The organism is Desulfococcus sp. (assembly GCF_041737845.1).
Classification (GTDB): domain Bacteria; phylum Desulfobacterota; class Desulfobacteria; order Desulfobacterales; family Desulfococcaceae; genus Desulfococcus.
This window is the reverse complement of sequence record NZ_JBGSQX010000107.1, coordinates 18,033-34,610: the sequence shown is the minus strand read 5'-3', so window position 1 is coordinate 34,610 and position 16,578 is coordinate 18,033. Positions and strand designations below refer to the sequence as shown.

Below are 16,578 nucleotides of genomic sequence, written 5' to 3'. Positions count from 1 at the left end.
CCTTGAATCGCTTTAGAAAGGAGCACATGTCTGAAAAACAGGAATTCGAGCATGAATCCGTTCAAGACAACCAGACCGTCGGCCAGTACCTCAAGGCCCTCATCGACGGATTTGAAAGCGGAAAGGTCGTTTTCATCTCCGAGAAGCGGCAACTGGTGATGCAGCCCAACAATCTCCTGGAATTTTCCATCAAGGCCAGGAGGAAAGGCGAGAAGAGCAAGATCGTCCTCAAGTTTTCGTGGAAAGACACCCACGCGGCGCCCGAACCCCCGGGGCGGCTCAAGATTACCCCATAGGGTCGCGGCATGGAGATCATCAAGGACAATTTCAGGTTCCTGGCCATCGAAGCCGAGAGCCAGGTGAAGCTGACCTATGGTCTGCTCACGAAATTCGACGTCCGTGTTCTGGAGAAGATCGCCTCCAAGGACGATTACATCGACAATCTCAAGACCACCATTGAGAACGAATGTTTTTCATCGATTCACTCCTCCAAGAAAGAACTGGACCAGAAAGACCTGAACGATATCCGGGCCCTGCATGTCATGTCCGTCAACCTGGAGCGGATCGCCGATTACTGCGTCAATATCGGCCGCCAGACCCGGTATCTCTCGAGTATTGACGTGCTCGCCCAGTACGATTACAAAAGCATGTTTTCAGAGATCCAGAAGGCGCTCACGCAGATCTCCCGGGTCTTTGCCGCCAAGGACCTGAGCGGCGCGCTGGCCATCTGCCGGAGCGAGTTCCACCTGGATGCGCTCTACAAGCAGAATTTCGACCGCATCATGGCCGATCTGGAGACCGGGCGGAAGGCGGGGGACCTCGTGACGGCCATCTTCATCTTCCGCTACCTGGAGCGCATCGGGGATTCGCTCCTCAATATCGGCGAGGCCCTGATCTTTTCCATCATCGGCGACCGGATCAAGATCCGCCAGGTGGAAGCCCTGGAAAAGACCCTGTCGGAATCCGGATTCGAGGGAAACCTCTGGGATATCGATTTCAGCTCCATCTGGGGGTCGCGGTCCGGCTGCCGCATCAGCCGGGTCGGCCGGAAAAAGCCGTCGGGGTTCAAGTCCCAGGGAATCTTCAAGGAAGGGGATATCAAGAAGATCAAGGGGGAGTACGAAAACATCCGAAAATGGGATGAGATCCTGCCGGGGCTGGCCCCCGGGGTTTTCGGCTACTACGAGAAGACGGTCACCGCATCCATGCTGGTGGAATTCCTCTCGGGCTGCACCCTGGAGCAGGTCATCCTCACGGAAAAATCCGACATCATTCGAAACGTCATCTTCATCTTCGAGCAGACCGTGGGCGATGTCTGGCGGCGCACCCTGCAAAAGGGGGCGTTTCAGACCGACTATATGGAACAGCTCCAATCGAGGCTGGAGGCCGTCCACCGGGTCCACCCCGAACATGAACGGCCCTTCAGGGCGATCGGAAGCCTTGACATCCCCGCCACGGTCGATCTCATCGCGGCGTGCGCCAGGATCGAGCGGGGCGTGCCCGCGCCGTTCACCGTCTTCATCCACGGGGATTTCAACACCAACAACATCGTATACAACCACGAGGAGCAGAAAATCAATTACATCGATCTCTACCGCTCGAAGCAGGCGGATTATATTCAGGATGTATCGGTTTTTCTGGTCTCCAATTTCAGGCTGCCGGTATTCGATGTGGAGCTGAGGGAACGGCTCAATACCGTTTCACTCTATTTCCACGAGTTTTTTTCGGATTTCGCGGAAAAAAACACCGATCCCACCTTCGAGGTCCGGCTGGCCCTGGCGCTGGCCCGGTCGTTTTACACCTCCACCCGCTTTGAGATGGAGCCGGAATTCGCAAGGGAGATGGCCCTGCGCGCCCACTATCTCATGGAGCGCGTTGCTGCCCACGAGGGGCGCCCCTGGGAGGCGTTTCGTCTCCCCCAGGATGTCTTGTTCTATTAGCCATGCGGAACAGCGTATCCCGGGCGAAGGCAAAGCCTGTTGGGACGATTCATCCGGCCGGCGTGCGATACGCCATGAAAACTGAAAACAGAGGAGTTAGGACATGCCAAGAATTGGTGTTGTTGGAACCATCGACGGATGGTCTTCGGAAACCCTGGCGGATACCCTTGCCGAAAAAACCGGCTACCGTCTCCTGATCGACCTCGAGAGGGTCTCCCTGGACCTTTCGTCGGGAAGCGCATGGTACGAGGGGACGGATCTGTCCCGGCTCGACGCCCTGATGATCAAGAAGGTCGGCTCCCGCTATTCCCCGGCCCTGATGGACCGTCTCGAGATTCTCCGGTTTCTCCATGAACGGGGGCTCCCGATGTATTCCAACCCCTACCGCATCATGCGGGTCCTGGACCGTTTGAGCTGCACCGTCACCCTCAAAAACGGCGGCATCCCCATGCCGGATACCACCATCACCGAGGACCCGGACGCGGCGGAGCGGGCGGTCGAGGGGTATGGGGAGGCCGTCTTCAAACCCCTGTACACCTCCAAGGCCCGGGGGATGACGGTCATCCGGGCGGGCAAGGGCGCCCGGGAACGGATCGACGCTTTCAGCGCGCAATTCGGCATCATGTACATTCAGAAGAAACTTGACCTGGGCGGGCAGGATCTCGGGGTGACCTTCCTCGGGGGGGAATACCTGACCACCTACGCGCGGTGCGGTGACGGGTCATCCTGGAACACCACGACCCACTCCGGGGGTCAGTATCAAGCCTATGCGCCGTCCCGGGAGACCGTCGCCCTGGCCAAAAAGGCCCAGGACCTTTTCGGTCTCGATTTTACCTGCGTGGACGTGGCCGAAACCCCGGAAGGCCCCGTGATTTTCGAGGTTTCGGCCTTCGGCGGCTTTCGGGGGATTCAGACAGCCGGGGGCCTGGACGCGGCCCGGCTTTATGTCGACTATGTGCTGGAAAGGATGTAATGCGCATGTGGCCAAAAATAAATACCCGCAAGGGCATTGTCGAACACCTGAAGGAAACCTGGCCGGCCGGACATGACCTCGATCTGTTTTTTGGCGGGTGCGCGGTCCGGGTGCGCGCCAACGACCTCCGCGTCATTGAGGCGCTCGACGCATATTACAGCAATTTCGTCGGGAAGTCCGACCCCCCCGACATCCTCGTTTCCGTTCACGAGTCCCCCGCGCTGGAACTTCCCTTTGATTTCATGGTGAAGGCACCGGATCCCGGAAAAACCAAGATCAAGGAGGAGTTTCTGGATCTGCCGGACGGCCGCATCGTCCGAAAACGGCTGACGGGAATGATCTTTGTCTTCGGCGACGGGGATCACGCGGCGGTGGGGCCATGTCTCGCCAACCTCAATCAGGTCGTCAATTTCATCAACAACCGGTATATTGAATGGCTCCTCTGCAAAGGTTGTCTTCTGGGGCATGCGGCCGGCATCATCTGGCAGGGGAAGGGGCTTGCCCTGGCCGGATTTTCCGGGGCCGGCAAGTCGACGCTGGCGCTCCATATCATGACCCGCGGCGCCGCTTTCGTGAGCAACGACCGGCTCATGGTCGAAGCGCGCCGGGACGCGCTCGTCATGTACGGCGTGGCCAAGCTGCCGAGGATCAATCCGGGGACCATCCTGAACAATCCCAGCCTCATGGGTATCCTGAGCGATGAGGAGCAGGAAACGTTTCAATCCCTTTCCAAGGAGGAGCTCTGGGAGCTCGAGCACAAATTCGATGCGCCCATCGACGAGTGTTTCGGGTCGGATCTGTTTATCCTGAATGCGCCCATGGTTGCCCTGGCCATCCTGAACTGGACCCCGAACGGCGCGCCGACGACGGTCCAAAAGGTCGACATGGCAACGCGTCCGGATCTCCTGCCGGCGTTCATGAAATCGACCGGTCTTTTTTTTGTGCCTGGACAGGACTGCCGCATGCCGGAACCGTCCGCGGAGAACTACGCATCCTGCCTCTCCCGCTGCGACGTATTGGAATTCAGCGGCGGCGTAGACTTTCACAAGGCCGCCGAGGCCTGCCTGGCGTTTCTGGATACCGGGCGGATCGGCGTGTGATCATGAGATTTGAAGGAATTCCCTAAGACATGTTCATCAAGGTCACCCGTGATATCCGGCTGCCGGATCCGGTCAAGATAGAAAGATACCGGCACCGACCGGAACTCGGCCCCGGGATCCTTTTTTTCAGCGGGGGGAGCGCGCTTCGGGACACCTGCGCCGAGCTCATTCAATACACCCACAACTCCATCCACGTGATCACCCCCTTCGATTCCGGCGGAAGCTCGGCCAAGCTCCGGGAGGCATTTCAGATGCCCGCCATCGGCGATGTGCGCAACCGCCTCCTGGCCCTGGCCGACCGGAGCCTTCACGGGTATCCGGAGATTTTCAGGCTGTTCGCCTGCCGGTTTCCCCCTGACGGCGATCAGGAGGGGCTGAGGGCGGAGATGGAGGAGATGATCGGCGGGCGCCATCCCTTGGTGGCCGGGATCCCAGATCCCATGCGGAAGATCATCCGCCACTACCTTCAGCTTTTCAAGGAATTCATGCCCCCGGATTTCGACCTGAGAAAAGCGAGCATCGGCAACCTCATTTTGACGGCGGGATACCTCGACAGCCGGCGCAATTTCGACACCATCATTTTTATATTTTCGAAGCTGGTCCAGGTGAGGGGGGTGGTGCGGCCGGTGGTCAACAAATATCTCCACCTGGCGGCGGCCATGGAAGACGGCCGAAGGATCGTCGGCCAGCACCTGATGACGGGCAAGGAGGCGTCACCCATCGCCTCGCGGATCACGGACCTGTGGCTTGCCTCGGACCGAAAAAAGCCGGAGCCGGTCGACGTCCCGATCCGGCGGAAGATGGCGTCGCTGATTGAGGGAGCCGACCTGATCTGCTACCCCATGGGCAGCTTCTATTCGAGCCTGATCGCGAACCTGCTGCCCCGGGGCGTGGGCCGGGCCGTGAGCCGGAACACCGGCCCCAAGGTGTTCATCCCCAGCACCGGCGGGGGCGATCCGGAAACCTTCGGCATGGGAATCACGGACCAGGTGCGGTGCCTGACGTCGTTCCTGAGAAGGGATGATCCGGACGCCGATTCATGCAGGAATGTCCTCGATTTTGTGCTGGTAGACCTTGCGCGCGGGAACTACAGGGGGGAGATCGACCGAAAGACGTTGACCCGGATGGGTATCGAGGTTATTGATACCCCGTTGGTGAGCGATCGTTCCCATCCGCTCATTGATGAAAGGCTTCTGGTCCCGGTGCTGTTGTCCCTGGCCTGATCGGTGGGATTTTCGGTGGGGTTTTTGGTCGTGCTGGACGTTGGATATACCGAACTGGAGAGATTTCATGTCTCAGGATAAGAATAAGATCCTCATTGAGAGCATCAAGCGGCTGTTGCGACGGAATGCCATTGCCCACCTGCGGAAGATCGTCAATAAAACCCATGCCGCGGACTTGTCCGACATGTTTCCCCTGCTGACGGTGCGTCAGCAGCATCGGCTGTTCGATCTCATCGATGATGTCGAAAAAAAGGGCATCCTCTTCAGCGAGCTTGACGAAACCACCTTTCTTGCGTTTGTCGATCAGATGAATGTGGATGACATTGTGCCGGTTCTGGAGGCCATGCCCAGCGACGACGTGGCCGACCTCTTAGGCCATCTTCAGGAGGAGAAAACCGACGCCATCCTGAAAAAGATGAAGCGGGAAGGCCAGGAGGAACTGGAGAGCCTCCTGAAATACGGCGACGACACCGCCGGCGGCATCATGGTCCCCGATTTCATCGCCCTCCGGGAGGATGCGACCGCCGGCGAGGCCATCCATCTCTTCCAGAAGGATTACAAGGACGTGGAGATGCCCTTTTACCTCTACGTCGTGGACGAATACGGCAAGCTGGTGGGCGTAAGCTCCCTGCGCCAGCTTGTGGTGGTCTCCCCCGAAACCCCCCTCAGGGCGTTCATGTCCACCGACGTCCTCTCGGTCCGGACCGACATGGACCAGGAGGAGGTGGCCAAGCTGGTGGCCCGGTACGACATCCTGGCCGTTCCGGTGGTGGACGACACCAATACCCTGGTGGGGATCATCACGGTGGACGATGTCATCGACATCATCAAGGAGGAGGCCGACGAGGACATGCTCAAAATGGCCGGTATCGGCACCGAATTCATCGAATCCAAGTCGGTGTTCAAGAATACCCGGATCCGCATGCCGTGGCTTCTGGCAAGCTGCTTCGGCGGCCTTGCCGCGACCTTCATCATCGCCAGCTTCGGAGACACTCTGCAGAAGGTGGCGGCCCTGGCCGCGTTCATCCCCGTGATCAATGGCATGGGGGGGAATATCGGCACCCAGTCCTCCACCATCGTTGTGCGCGGCATCTCCACGGGGTCTTTGGACGTCCGGAAGATCTGGGCGGTAGTCTTTAAGGAGCTGTCCATCGGGTTTCTTCTGGGGATTTTTTACGGAACCCTCATCGGTGTTTTCGCTCAGATCCGGTTCAGCACGTTCAAGCTTGCGCTTGCCGTGGGGTCGGCCGTCGTCTGTTCCATGTCGGTGGCGGCCCTGGTGGGCTCCATGGCTCCCATGGTTTTTGCGCGAATGAACGTAGACCCGGCCGTGGCCACCGGACCCTTCGTAACCACGGCCATAGACATCATCGCCGTATTTTTTTATTTCCAGATTTCATCGATTCTGCTGGGGCTTTAGGACCGCGCCGGCCCGTGGGGCCTGTCTGCCGGAGAATGGGTTTTTCAATTCAGAAACAGGGGCGCGCGGGCTTAAATCCTCAAGGCGGTCAGTCGTCGGACCCGGTCTCGCCCGTGTCGCTTTCCTCGGGCGTCGGGGCGATCATTTCCGGTTCCTGGCTGGAAATCTTGATGGCGGGGGCCTCTTTCTTTTTGGGCTCGACCGTTCGCCAGCAGAGCTCAATGGAGAGCTTCTGCTTGTCCTTCTTCATTTCGGCCTCCATCTCCAGATCGATCAGGTTTCCGGGCCTGAGGGTGACGAATTCCTCCCCTTTTTCGAAGCAGATGGTTCCCTCCTCAAAGCTCGCGGCAAGGTCTTTCAGGATTTTCGTGGCGGTGGCCAGTTCCATGGTCTGTTTGATCTTGATTTCGTTCTTCATGGTGTTCTCCTCTTTTGGGTGGGTTGTTTTTTTATTCATCCTCAACGTCATCGGCCCCATCTGAGCCGGCGGCGGAAGGTTCATGGTCATCCGTTTCTTCGGAGGTGATCACGAGCGGATCGGCGATCCCTTTTTTTTTCATGATCTCGTATATTTTTTTTTCGGCTTTCTTCAGAAATTTTTCCAAGGCCCTGTTGACGGCCGTATCGGCGTCCAGCCTTTTTCCGATGGTTCTCGCATTTTTTTTAAGATCATCCAATCGGTTGGCCAGATCGACCTCTATGTTGAAAATGACGCGCTTGGTTTCAATCTCTTCCTTGAAAATGCTCATGCAATGTTCCTTGTTATATAAACGTACAAAAAGTGTACAAAATTTTGTCCGAATATATATGATAAATAATGCTTGTCAATAAAAAAAATAAAATATAGTATGTTCAACTGAATTTTGTATTGATTCCATTGATGATGCACAAAAATAAACTGTTTAAATTATAAAAAAGTTGGTTTGTTCATAGTGGTGTGTTCTTGTATCGGAAGGGTTTTCTGAGCAAAATTGAGGAGTAGTAATGACGGCACTCATGCACAAAACGAAGCGTGAATTGGTTGAGTTTATCCAGGAGATCGAAGGAAATCTCGGCCAGATTGAGGAGCGGAAAACGCAGCTTGAGGGCGAAAAGAGCCGTCTTGAGGCGGCAATGGCCGGGATGCGGAAAGACCGCGCGGACCTCGAGACAGAAGTGGAGGCCCTCCATGGAAAGATCGACCGGCTGAAAATAGAGAACGAGGCGTTAATAAAGAAGGCGGCCATGCTCCAGGAGAAGAACGCCGTCATGGCCCGCGAAAACGGCGAAACGGCGTCGGTCCGGGGGGAACTGGAGAAGGCCCTCGCGGAAATGAGCAACCGCCTTGAAACCGGTGAATCCCGGTATCGCGCCCAATACGAATTGTTTCGGAGTTTTGTGGACGACGACCTGAAAAAAATCCTGCTAATCGATACGGCCTATACGATCGTTTACATCAACCGCGCCGTTCGCCCGGTCCTGGGGATCGCTGATACTGACCCGGTTTCGGGACGGCGCTTTTTTGATTTCATGACTTTCAAGGACGCGATAAAGGTCAAGGAAAAGATCGACAAGGCCTTTTTGGAGGGGGAGACGGAAAAGGTCAAAAACGTCAAGTTTCGCTGTGAAGACGGCATGGTCAGGGAATTCAAGCTGAAAATGAGCCGTGTCAGATATCAGGAACGCCCCTCGGTCAAGATCGTCTTCAAGTAGGTATATTTTTCAGTCAACTCGGAAACTGTTTTTATTCGATGAAATTCGATTATTCATGGGAGGCCATCCTCAGGCCGGGCGCCTCGAATCAATATTTTCACATCCAGGAAGGCAACGGGCCGGGTCGGCCGCCCTTTTGCCGTCGGACTTCGGGGTACAGCCCGGTCAATGCCTGGTGGCTCTCCGAGATTTCGCGCCTGATCTACGTCAGGGAGGCGGATGAGACCGGCGGCATCGACACCGGCCGGAATCGAAACGAAATCCTGTCCGGGGTCAACCTTCGGGAATACTGCTTCTTCAACAATAACGGGATTCAATGCGCCCTTGTCACCACATCCGAAAATGCCTGCGATCCTTTCGGCGTCCTGGTGTTTCGGGGGACCAGCGCCTTCGAAACATGGCTTTCGAACCTCAACACCCTCCAGACTGATTGGGGCGCCGGCGGCTTGGTGCACTCCGGATTCAAGAATGAGTTTTTCAAGATATGGGAGAGGGTGGATGAATGCCTGTCGGGGTTTCCCCCGGATTTTCCCCTTTTCTATACCGGGCACAGCCTGGGCGGGGCGATGGCGACCCTTGCCGCCTCCCTGCGGCCGCCGTCGGGCCTGTACACCTTTGGATCCCCGAGGGTGGGGGACGCTGCTTTTGTCCAATCCCTCCGGGAGGTGCCGATTTTCCGGGTGGTGAACAACCGGGATTTGGTGACCCTCCTGCCGCCTTCCCGGATTCCCTTCGATTTCTGTCATGCGGGCGAACGCTGCCATTACCCGGGCGGCGGTTTGCCGGAAAGCGGACTGTCGATGGAAAACGGCATTTCAGCGCCGCCCGTGCAGCGGAGCAGGTTGGCTGCCCTGAAGCGGCGCCTTGCGGGGCCGCCTGAATTTTTGTCCGATCATGCGCCGGTCAATTACAGCCTCAGGCTGCAGCAGGAAATTTTCCTGCAGTCGGCGTGAGCGGGTCGTCGCCCGGGCGCTGGCGGTCCGCTGACCCCTGGTTTACTCATCTTTTTTTATAGATTCTGATGGATGTTTAACACGCCCCTAACATGCCTTCATTACATTAAGAAGAACAAACCCACCTGTAACAGGGGAACTGGCATGAAAGGCCTTGTATTGACCATCGCAGCCGCGGCCGTTGTGGCCGTCCTGATCTGGAAGCGCATGCGGACCGCCGCGATCGGCCCGAATGCGCTGCTCCTTCTAAGGGCTTATCAGTCCATCGGCGCCACCTCGCCCGAACCGCTTCCGGACGTCATCACCGAGACGCCAAAATGATTTCTTGATGCCGGAGGGAGGTATCCCAGGCGGGGCTCGGCCTCTCATTCGCACCCCGGCGCCCTCCTGGAAAAGAATCCGGCGGCGGTGCATTCTCACATGGTTTCCGTCGCCGAGGCCACCTCTTCTTGTCGATTTTATGGTTTTCTAACCCCCGCTTCATCCCCGTCTAACATCTTGCCGCTACTGATCCCGCAGATTGTTCATAAGCCCCCAGCCATTCAACAGAGGAAAGCGAAAAGATGAAAATCGATCTGCACGTACATTCCAGGTTTTCAAGAAGGCCAACCCAGTGGATACTTCAAAAGATCGGCTGCCCGGAGAGCTTTACCGAACCGCTTCAGGTGTATCGGATCGCAAAGCACCGGGGAATGTCCATGGTCACGATCACGGACCACAACACCATTGACGGCGCCATGGAAATCGCTCACCTGCCGGACGTTTTCATCAGCGAGGAGATCACCGCCTATTTTCCCGAAGACGGCTGCAAGGTCCATATTCTGGCCCTGGATATCACCGAGGCCCAGCACCTGGAGATCGGGAAGGTCCGCAGGAACATCTATGACCTTGCGGCCTACCTGAACCAGGCGGGGATTCTCCATGTGCTGGCCCACCCGGTTTACGCCGTCAATGACCGGCTGAGCCTGGGACACTTCGAACGGATGCTCCTCCTCTTCCAGAACTTCGAACTCAACGGCGCGCGCAACGATCGGCAGAACCAGAACCTGAAAAGCGTCCTCATGTCGCTGACGTCCGAGGATATGGATCGGCTCGCAGAAAAACACGGGATTTCGCCGGCCGTTGAAATGCCGTGGCGGAAAAACATCGTCGGCGGCTCGGACGACCACAGCGGCCTCAACATCGCCCGGACCTACACCCGGATTCCCGGGGCCGCGACGGTCGAGGAGCTTTCCTCAGGCATCCGGCGCGGCCGCGCGGAGGTCGCGAGCCATGCCTCCAGCCCCCGGACCATGGCCCATAACCTCTACGGGATCGCCTACCAGTTTTACCGGAACAAATTCAGCCTCTCGCGGCATACGGGAAAGGACCGTCTCCTTCGGTTCCTGGAAAATTCCTTGAATTGCGAAACGGAACCCGAAAGCGGCTTGATGCGCAGGATCGTTTATTTCCTGAATTACCGAAAGCAGAGCCGGGCCCGGAGCGGCATGCCCGATACCCTGTTGGGGCTGATCCGCGGGGAGACGGACCGGCTGCTCACGGAGCATCCTGAAATCATGGAAGCGGCCCGGGAGAGCGGCGCCTCCCCCTGGGAACAGGAACGGAACTGGTTCGATTTTGTCAACCGGATCTCCAACGAGGTCTTGTCGAGCGCGGCGAACCGGCTCCTCGATCACCTTTCGGGCGGAAACGTGTTCAGTGTTTTCGGTACCCTGGGCTCTGCCGGAGGACTCTACTTCCTTCTTGCGCCGTATTTTGTGGCCTTTGCCCAGTTCACCAAGGACAGGACCGTCAACCGTTCGATCCTGGAACGCTTCGGCAGGGATGCGGGCCTGGTTCGCCAGGAGGTGAGGGTCGCCCATTTCACCGATACCTTCTACGATGTGAACGGCGTGGCCCAGACCCTTCAGCAGCAGGTCGACGCGGCCCTCAGGAACCACAAGCACCTCACGGTCATCACCTGCCACGACGACCACCTCGCCCCGGAGGCCGGCGTGCGCAATTTCAAGCCCATCGGTGTCTATGAAATCCCGGAATACCCGGAGCAGAAGGTCTATTATCCGCCGTTTCTGGAGATGCTCAACTACTGCTACGAAGCGGGGATCACCCACATCCAGGCGGCGACGCCCGGACCCATCGGTCTGGCGGCCCTGGCCATCGCCTCCATCCTCAAGCTTCCCATAAACGGGACCTATCATACCGCCTTTCCCCAATACGCAAAGTACCTCACCGGGGACGCCATGATCGAGGAGCTGACCTGGCGCTACATGCTCTGGTATTACGATCATATGGACCTGATTTACGTCTCGTCCGGAAGCTCGGCCGAGGAGCTTGCGGCAAAAGGCATCCGCGCCGAAAAAATCCGGATGATTCCCCGGGGCATCGACACCGAAGCCTTCCATCCTTCCCGGCGAAACGGCCTCATGAAAAAGCGTTACGGCATCACGGCACCGGTCAAGATCCTCTATGTCGGGCGCGTCTCCCGGGAGAAGAACCTGCTGCGCCTGGCCGAAGCCTTCAAGCGCCTTGCGCGGGTGACGCCGGACGTCCACCTGGTGGTGGTGGGAGACGGGCCTTACCTGGAAGAGATGCGGCAAACCATGGCGGACTGTCCGTGCACCTTCACGGGATATTTGAAGGGCGATGACCTTGCGGATACCTACGCATCCGGAGACCTCTTCGTCTTCCCCAGCACCACGGACACCTTTGGGAACGTGGTTCTCGAAGCCCAGGCATCCGGCCTGCCCATCATCGTCACCGACCAGGGCGGGCCATGCGAAAACATGGTGCCGAATGTCACCGGCCTGGTGGTTCCGGGCGATGACCCTGACAGGCTCCTCGATGCCATGCAGCGGCTGGCATGCGACCGGGAGATGCGTGTCCGCATGGGGAGGGCCGCCCGGGAATACATGGAGGAAAGGTCCTTTGAAAACGCGTTCGTCAGGCAGTGGAAGATATATGAAGAAATGGAGGCCGGAGCGCCGCAAGCAGCGGCAGCAGCGGGAGGATGGCGATGACCGCCTGGCTTTCCGCGGGTCGGAACGCCGCCGGATTGCTCCGGGGCAGGGTTCCCGGACAGCTCGTGATCCAACTGACGGACCGGTGCAATGCGACCTGCCCCCAGTGCGGCATGCGGGTGACGGAGCGGTTCGACCGCTCGCGCCTGTCCATGGACGACCTCCGCAGAATGATCGACGCTGCGGCGCAAAAAGGAATTCAGGCACTCTCCTTCACCGGCGGAGAGCCCATGCTGCTGTTCGAGGACCTGGCCGAATTGATCCGGTATGCGGGAGCCGCCGGCATCCCCTATATCCGCACGGGCACCAACGGCTGCTGCTTCATGCACAGCCTTCGGCCGGATTTCAGGTCCCGGATCGCCCGGATTGCCCACACCCTTGCCGACACGCCCCTCCGCAACTTCTGGATCAGCATCGATTCCGCCGTTGCGGGCGTCCATGAAGCCATGCGGGGATTTCCCGGGGTGGTGGAAGGGATCGCCCGGGCCCTTCCTCTGTTTCACGCCGCGGGGATTTATCCATCCCTCAACCTGGGAATCAACCGGAACATCGTTCACGACACCATGGGGTTGTCGCCGGCAGCGGCCCATCCCACCCGTGAAGCCTACCTGGATGAATTCTATCACCGGTTTCGGCAGGGATTCCGGGAGTTCTACCGGTTTGCCGCGGAGATGGGCTTCACCATCGTCAACAGTTGCTATCCCATGAGCATCGACGATGCGGACAGGGGTGAAGCGGATTTGAACGCGGTATACGGAGCCAGTTCCATCGATCCGGTCATTCGATTTTCCAGGGATGAGAAAGCCCGGCTCTTCAAGGCCCTCTTCGAAACCATCCCGGAGTTCCGGTCCAAAATCCGCATCTTCTCCCCCCGGGCGTCCGTGTATGCCCTTTACAGGCAGTATGGGGGCGGTTCGGATCTCCCCCCATATCCCTGTCGGGGCGGCATGGATTTCTTCTATATCAATGCCCGCGACGGCGACACCTATCCCTGCGGCTACCGGGGGGCCGAGAACCTGGGGAAGTTCTGGGACCTTGACCTGTCGTCCCGGAGAAACGGCGATCGTTGCGTGGCGTGCGACTGGGAATGCTTCCGGGACCCCTCGGTGCTTTTCGGCCCGATACTCGAGGCCGCCTCACGGCCCCAGGCCCTGATCAGGAGGGTGTTGAAGGATGGAAAATGCGGAACCCTTTGGGGGGAAGACCTCAAGTACTACCGTGCCTGCGACTTTTTTGACGGCCGAAAGCCGCCCGATTACGATCGATTGGGCCGGTTTCGATGACGGCTGCGGCCTCGGGCGGCGGGTGACCCGGGCCGAAGATATTCCGCCCAGGTCGAAAAAAAGGCGGCTGTCTATGGTTTTCACGGGTGTCTGCCGCCGGTTTCTGTCGCTTACGGGCGGCCCGAGGGAGATCTCGCTGGGGTTTGCCCTGGGACTCTTCGTGGGGATGTCGCCGTTCATGATGTGCCACACGGTCACGGCGGTCTTCATCGCGTCTCTGCTCAAATGGAACAAGATCGCCGCGGCCGCCGGGGTCGTCATCACCAACCCGCTGACCGCGCCCTTTTTTTACGCCATGACCTACAAGGTCGGGGCCGCGGTGCTGCCCGGCGGAACCTCCCATCTGGTCATGCCCGCTGAATTCGGCGTCGACGCCTTGATGGCGCTGCTCAAAAACGGCCCGGAGATTCTCTGGATACTGACGGTCGGGGGGATTGTGACCGGCATTCCCATCGCCCTTGCCGGATATGTCTTCGCCTACCGTCTGATCCAGATCTACCGCAAAAGGCGTTCCATCCGGCCAGGCCCGTGAGGAGCCCCGTCAGGGGATCTCGTCCCCCGCGAGCACGCCGGTGATTGTTTCCCGCAGAGAGGTGAGCTGATAGGGCTTCTGGATGAAGGCGTCGGGCTTGACGGTCTTGAAGCGCTGGGCCACGAGGTCTTCCGTGTAGCCGCTGGACAGGATGATCTTGAGATCGGGGGAGATGCCCAGGAGTTCATGGAAGGTTTTCTCGCCGTCCAGGCGGGGCATGGCGAGATCGAGGATGACGAGATCGATTTCCCGGCTGTTTTCCTGGAACAACCGGAGCGCCTCGAGCCCGTCCCTGGCGGTCAACACGTGAAATCCAAGGGATTTCAGCATTTCCGTTCCAATGGTCAGGATGATCTCCTCGTCATCCACCAGGAGAACCGTCCCTTGGAGGGTCATCCCCGGCGTCTCTGGTGAGGACGGGGCAGGCCGGGTGTCGGCTCGGCCCGCCTCGATCGCGGGAAAGAGCAGGGTTACCGATGTGCCCCGGCCCGCCGCGCTTTCAATGGAGACGGCGCCCCGGTGCCCCCGGGCAACCCCGAGAACGGTGGAAAGCCCCAACCCCCGTCCCGTGAATTTGGTGGTGAAAAACGGATCGAACGCCCTGGCGTGGGTTTCCGGGGTCATGCCGCTCCCCGTATCGGTAATCCTCAGAAAAGCATACACCCCCTCCGGGAGATCGTCGTCTTGAAAGGGGGGCTGAAAGGCGCCGCGGCTGCAATGGGTCGTTCCGACGGAGAGCGTGATCTTTCCAAGGCGATCGCCCAGCGACTCCGCGGCGTTGGCAACGATGTTGAGGATCGCCTGGTTGATCTGTGCGGCATCCCCTTTGATGAATACCGGCTCGTCCCGCCCCAGGAATTCGATGTCCGCCTTGTCCGTGATCGAGACCTCCAAAAGGCTGATCAGCCCCTCCACCAGCCTGGCCAGGTTGATGGTATGGGAGGTGATCTGGCCCTTTCCGGCGTAGGTCAGCATCAGGCTGCTCAGCTCCGATGCCCGCTCGGCCGCCTTTTTCGCCGCCTCGATGTTGTGCATGGGGGGAACCCCGGGATCGAGGGACATGGCGGCCATCTCGATGTTGCCCATGATGCCCATGAGAAGGTTGTTGAAATTATGGGCGATACTTCCGGCCATAAGGTTCAGCCCCTCGAATTTCTGGATCTGGGATTCCAGGTGGAGCCGCTCGTTCTCCATCTGTTTCTGGCGGGTGACGTCACGGACGACGCAGATGCTGATCTTTTTGCCCAGGAGGTTTTTGACCGTCTCCGAGCTGACCATAACATCGATGACGCTGCCGTTTTTCTTGCGGAACCGGCAAGGGAAATCCGTGGCGCTCTGGCGGCCGAAGACCGGGATGTTTTCTGAATCCGGCGGGTCCAGGGATTCCGGGGCAAGCATGAAATAGGCGTCCCGGCCCAGGACGGCCTCCCGCTCGTAGCCCATCTCGAAAAGCCATTTCCAGTTCACGTCGCAGAATCGCCCCTCCTGGTCGATGGAGTGCATCATCACGGGGGAATTGTCGTAGATGAACCGGTATTTTGCCTCGCTGCTCAGCAGCTCCCGGGTCCGCTCCTCCAGAATATCCTCGACATGGAGCAGCGCCCGCTCGCGGCAGGCATTCTCGCACAGGGTGATGAGGTACTGGGGGTCGAAGGGTTTCCTGACATAGGCGGCGGCGCCCCGCTGCATCCAGCCGACGGCAAGCTCGGGCCGGGGGTCGTGGGTGATCATGATGAAGACCCCCTGGGGATGGATCCGCCGCAGCTCCCGCAGGAGCTGGTCTCCCGAGGTGTCGGGGAGCTGGTACTCCAGGATGATGATTTCCGCGGCGTGTTCCCGAAGGCATTTCACGGCCTCGAGTCCGCTGTACGCGATGGTGGCATAATAGCCGCCGTATTCAAAAGATGATTTGAGCCGCTGGCAGCCCGTCGTATCCGGGTCCACGATCAGGACCTGGGTTTTGATCCTGGAGAAGCGTCCGTTGAGAAGGTATTGGACCTGCCGGAGAAAGGCCGTCGATTTGATGGGCGCGGCCAGAAACGCGTCGGCGCCCAGCCTCGCGGTGATCTGCCGGACGTCCTCTCCGGAGAAGGTCGCGGACACCACCAGGATCGGTATCGCGTTGAAGGCGGCGTATTCCATGGAGCGAAGGAGCCTGCAAAACCGCCAGCCGTCGATCCCGGGCATGTGAAGATCGGTGATGATGAGTTGCGGCGGCGCCTCCGGGTCCATCCATTTCAGGGCTTCGGCCGCGGCTTCGAAGGCGGCCACGGTAAAGTTTTCCTGCTCCAGCATGCTGGACAGAATCCGCAATTGTATGACATCATCGTTTACCACAACGATGGCAGGGGATGCCATATCACGGTCGGTCATATACGTTCCTTGTGTGTCTGGGAAAGATGAGCGGGTGCAATGGGGGTGTCCTTCTGTCTCTGCCATGGGGGG

The 16,578-nt window shown here is 58.8% G+C and carries 15 protein-coding genes; 12 read left to right on the top strand and 3 right to left on the bottom strand.

The window, feature by feature from the left end; translation table 11 throughout:
• Positions 1-26 precede the first annotated feature (26 nt).
• The 6 genes from ACEW8N_RS12215 to mgtE all read left to right on the top strand — a co-directional run bounded on the left by ACEW8N_RS12215 (position 27) and on the right by mgtE (position 6,656).
• Positions 27-296 carry an amphi-Trp domain-containing protein gene (locus ACEW8N_RS12215; RefSeq protein WP_373500106.1) on the top strand — a complete coding sequence of 90 codons (270 nt, stop codon included), beginning with the start codon at positions 27-29 and terminating at the stop codon, positions 294-296.
• A gap of 9 nt (positions 297-305) precedes the next feature.
• Positions 306-1,940, top strand: a complete 1,635-nt coding sequence (locus ACEW8N_RS12210; RefSeq protein ID WP_373500105.1) for a PhoU domain-containing protein — start codon at positions 306-308, stop codon at positions 1,938-1,940.
• Between the two features lie 103 nt (positions 1,941-2,043).
• Complete coding sequence (locus tag ACEW8N_RS12205) at positions 2,044-2,913, top strand: GAK system ATP-grasp enzyme (protein WP_373500104.1); 870 nt, start codon at positions 2,044-2,046, stop codon at positions 2,911-2,913.
• Between the two features lie 5 nt (positions 2,914-2,918).
• Positions 2,919-4,013, top strand: a complete 1,095-nt coding sequence (locus ACEW8N_RS12200) for an HprK-related kinase B (protein ID WP_373500103.1) — start codon at positions 2,919-2,921, stop codon at positions 4,011-4,013.
• Positions 4,014-4,042: 29 nt separating this feature from the next.
• Entirely contained in the window at positions 4,043-5,236 is a 1,194-nt protein-coding gene (locus tag ACEW8N_RS12195) for a GAK system CofD-like protein (RefSeq protein WP_373500102.1), read from the top strand.
• A gap of 67 nt (positions 5,237-5,303) precedes the next feature.
• A complete protein-coding gene (mgtE, locus tag ACEW8N_RS12190) occupies positions 5,304-6,656 on the top strand; it encodes a magnesium transporter (RefSeq protein ID WP_373500101.1) in 1,353 nt (450 codons plus the stop codon).
• An 88-nt stretch (positions 6,657-6,744) separates the two neighbouring features.
• On the opposite strand, the gene ACEW8N_RS12185 is transcribed toward mgtE, so the two are convergent.
• Both ACEW8N_RS12185 and ACEW8N_RS12180 read right to left on the bottom strand, forming a co-directional pair.
• A complete protein-coding gene (locus ACEW8N_RS12185; protein ID WP_373500100.1) occupies positions 6,745-7,074 on the bottom strand; it encodes an amphi-Trp domain-containing protein in 330 nt (109 codons plus the stop codon).
• 31 nt (positions 7,075-7,105) lie between these two features.
• Complete coding sequence (locus ACEW8N_RS12180; protein ID WP_373500099.1) at positions 7,106-7,405, bottom strand: hypothetical protein; 300 nt, start codon at positions 7,403-7,405, stop codon at positions 7,106-7,108.
• 235 nt (positions 7,406-7,640) lie between these two features.
• On the opposite strand from ACEW8N_RS12180, the gene ACEW8N_RS12175 reads away from it, so the two are divergent.
• The 6 genes from ACEW8N_RS12175 (at position 7,641) to ACEW8N_RS12150 (ending at position 14,133) form a co-directional block, all read left to right on the top strand.
• Entirely contained in the window at positions 7,641-8,348 is a 708-nt protein-coding gene (locus ACEW8N_RS12175; RefSeq protein ID WP_373500098.1) for a PAS domain S-box protein, read from the top strand.
• 38 nt (positions 8,349-8,386) lie between these two features.
• Positions 8,387-9,301 (top strand): hypothetical protein, encoded by a 915-nt coding sequence (locus ACEW8N_RS12170; RefSeq protein ID WP_373500097.1) that lies wholly within the window; start codon positions 8,387-8,389, stop codon positions 9,299-9,301.
• 144 nt (positions 9,302-9,445) lie between these two features.
• Positions 9,446-9,622: a hypothetical protein gene (locus ACEW8N_RS12165; protein WP_373500096.1), complete on the top strand. Its 177-nt coding sequence runs from the start codon at positions 9,446-9,448 to the stop codon at positions 9,620-9,622.
• Positions 9,623-9,864: 242 nt separating this feature from the next.
• Positions 9,865-12,318: a glycosyltransferase gene (locus tag ACEW8N_RS12160; RefSeq protein ID WP_373500095.1), complete on the top strand. Its 2,454-nt coding sequence runs from the start codon at positions 9,865-9,867 to the stop codon at positions 12,316-12,318.
• Positions 12,315-13,601, top strand: a complete 1,287-nt coding sequence (locus tag ACEW8N_RS12155; RefSeq protein ID WP_373500094.1) for a radical SAM protein — start codon at positions 12,315-12,317, stop codon at positions 13,599-13,601. Before ACEW8N_RS12160 ends, ACEW8N_RS12155 begins: the two co-directional genes overlap by 4 nt.
• 73 nt (positions 13,602-13,674) lie before the next feature.
• The gene (locus tag ACEW8N_RS12150) at positions 13,675-14,133 is read left to right on the top strand and encodes a DUF2062 domain-containing protein (RefSeq protein ID WP_373500093.1); all 459 of its coding nucleotides are present in this window, start codon (positions 13,675-13,677) and stop codon (positions 14,131-14,133) included.
• A gap of 9 nt (positions 14,134-14,142) precedes the next feature.
• On the opposite strand, the gene ACEW8N_RS12145 is transcribed toward ACEW8N_RS12150, so the two are convergent.
• Positions 14,143-16,506, bottom strand: coding sequence for a response regulator (locus ACEW8N_RS12145; protein WP_373500092.1), 2,364 nt, complete (start codon positions 16,504-16,506; stop codon positions 14,143-14,145).
• Positions 16,507-16,578 lie beyond the last annotated feature (72 nt).

Excerpts from the sequence above, each read along its gene's own strand:
- ACEW8N_RS12215 (WP_373500106.1), top strand. The coding sequence starts at position 27 with ATGTCTGAAAAACAGGAATTCGAGCATGAATCCGTTCAAGACAACCAG.
- ACEW8N_RS12210 (WP_373500105.1), top strand. The coding sequence starts at position 306 with ATGGAGATCATCAAGGACAATTTCAGGTTCCTGGCCATCGAAGCCGAG.
- ACEW8N_RS12205 (WP_373500104.1), top strand. The coding sequence starts at position 2,044 with ATGCCAAGAATTGGTGTTGTTGGAACCATCGACGGATGGTCTTCGGAA.
- ACEW8N_RS12200 (WP_373500103.1), top strand. The coding sequence starts at position 2,919 with ATGTGGCCAAAAATAAATACCCGCAAGGGCATTGTCGAACACCTGAAG.
- ACEW8N_RS12195 (WP_373500102.1), top strand. The coding sequence starts at position 4,043 with ATGTTCATCAAGGTCACCCGTGATATCCGGCTGCCGGATCCGGTCAAG.
- mgtE (WP_373500101.1), top strand. The coding sequence starts at position 5,304 with ATGTCTCAGGATAAGAATAAGATCCTCATTGAGAGCATCAAGCGGCTG.
- ACEW8N_RS12185 (WP_373500100.1), bottom strand. The coding sequence starts at position 7,074 with ATGAAGAACGAAATCAAGATCAAACAGACCATGGAACTGGCCACCGCC.
- ACEW8N_RS12180 (WP_373500099.1), bottom strand. The coding sequence starts at position 7,405 with ATGAGCATTTTCAAGGAAGAGATTGAAACCAAGCGCGTCATTTTCAAC.
- ACEW8N_RS12175 (WP_373500098.1), top strand. The coding sequence starts at position 7,641 with ATGACGGCACTCATGCACAAAACGAAGCGTGAATTGGTTGAGTTTATC.
- ACEW8N_RS12170 (WP_373500097.1), top strand. The coding sequence starts at position 8,387 with ATGAAATTCGATTATTCATGGGAGGCCATCCTCAGGCCGGGCGCCTCG.
- ACEW8N_RS12165 (WP_373500096.1), top strand. The coding sequence starts at position 9,446 with ATGAAAGGCCTTGTATTGACCATCGCAGCCGCGGCCGTTGTGGCCGTC.
- ACEW8N_RS12160 (WP_373500095.1), top strand. The coding sequence starts at position 9,865 with ATGAAAATCGATCTGCACGTACATTCCAGGTTTTCAAGAAGGCCAACC.
- ACEW8N_RS12155 (WP_373500094.1), top strand. The coding sequence starts at position 12,315 with ATGACCGCCTGGCTTTCCGCGGGTCGGAACGCCGCCGGATTGCTCCGG.
- ACEW8N_RS12150 (WP_373500093.1), top strand. The coding sequence starts at position 13,675 with ATGGTTTTCACGGGTGTCTGCCGCCGGTTTCTGTCGCTTACGGGCGGC.
- ACEW8N_RS12145 (WP_373500092.1), bottom strand. The coding sequence starts at position 16,506 with ATGACCGACCGTGATATGGCATCCCCTGCCATCGTTGTGGTAAACGAT.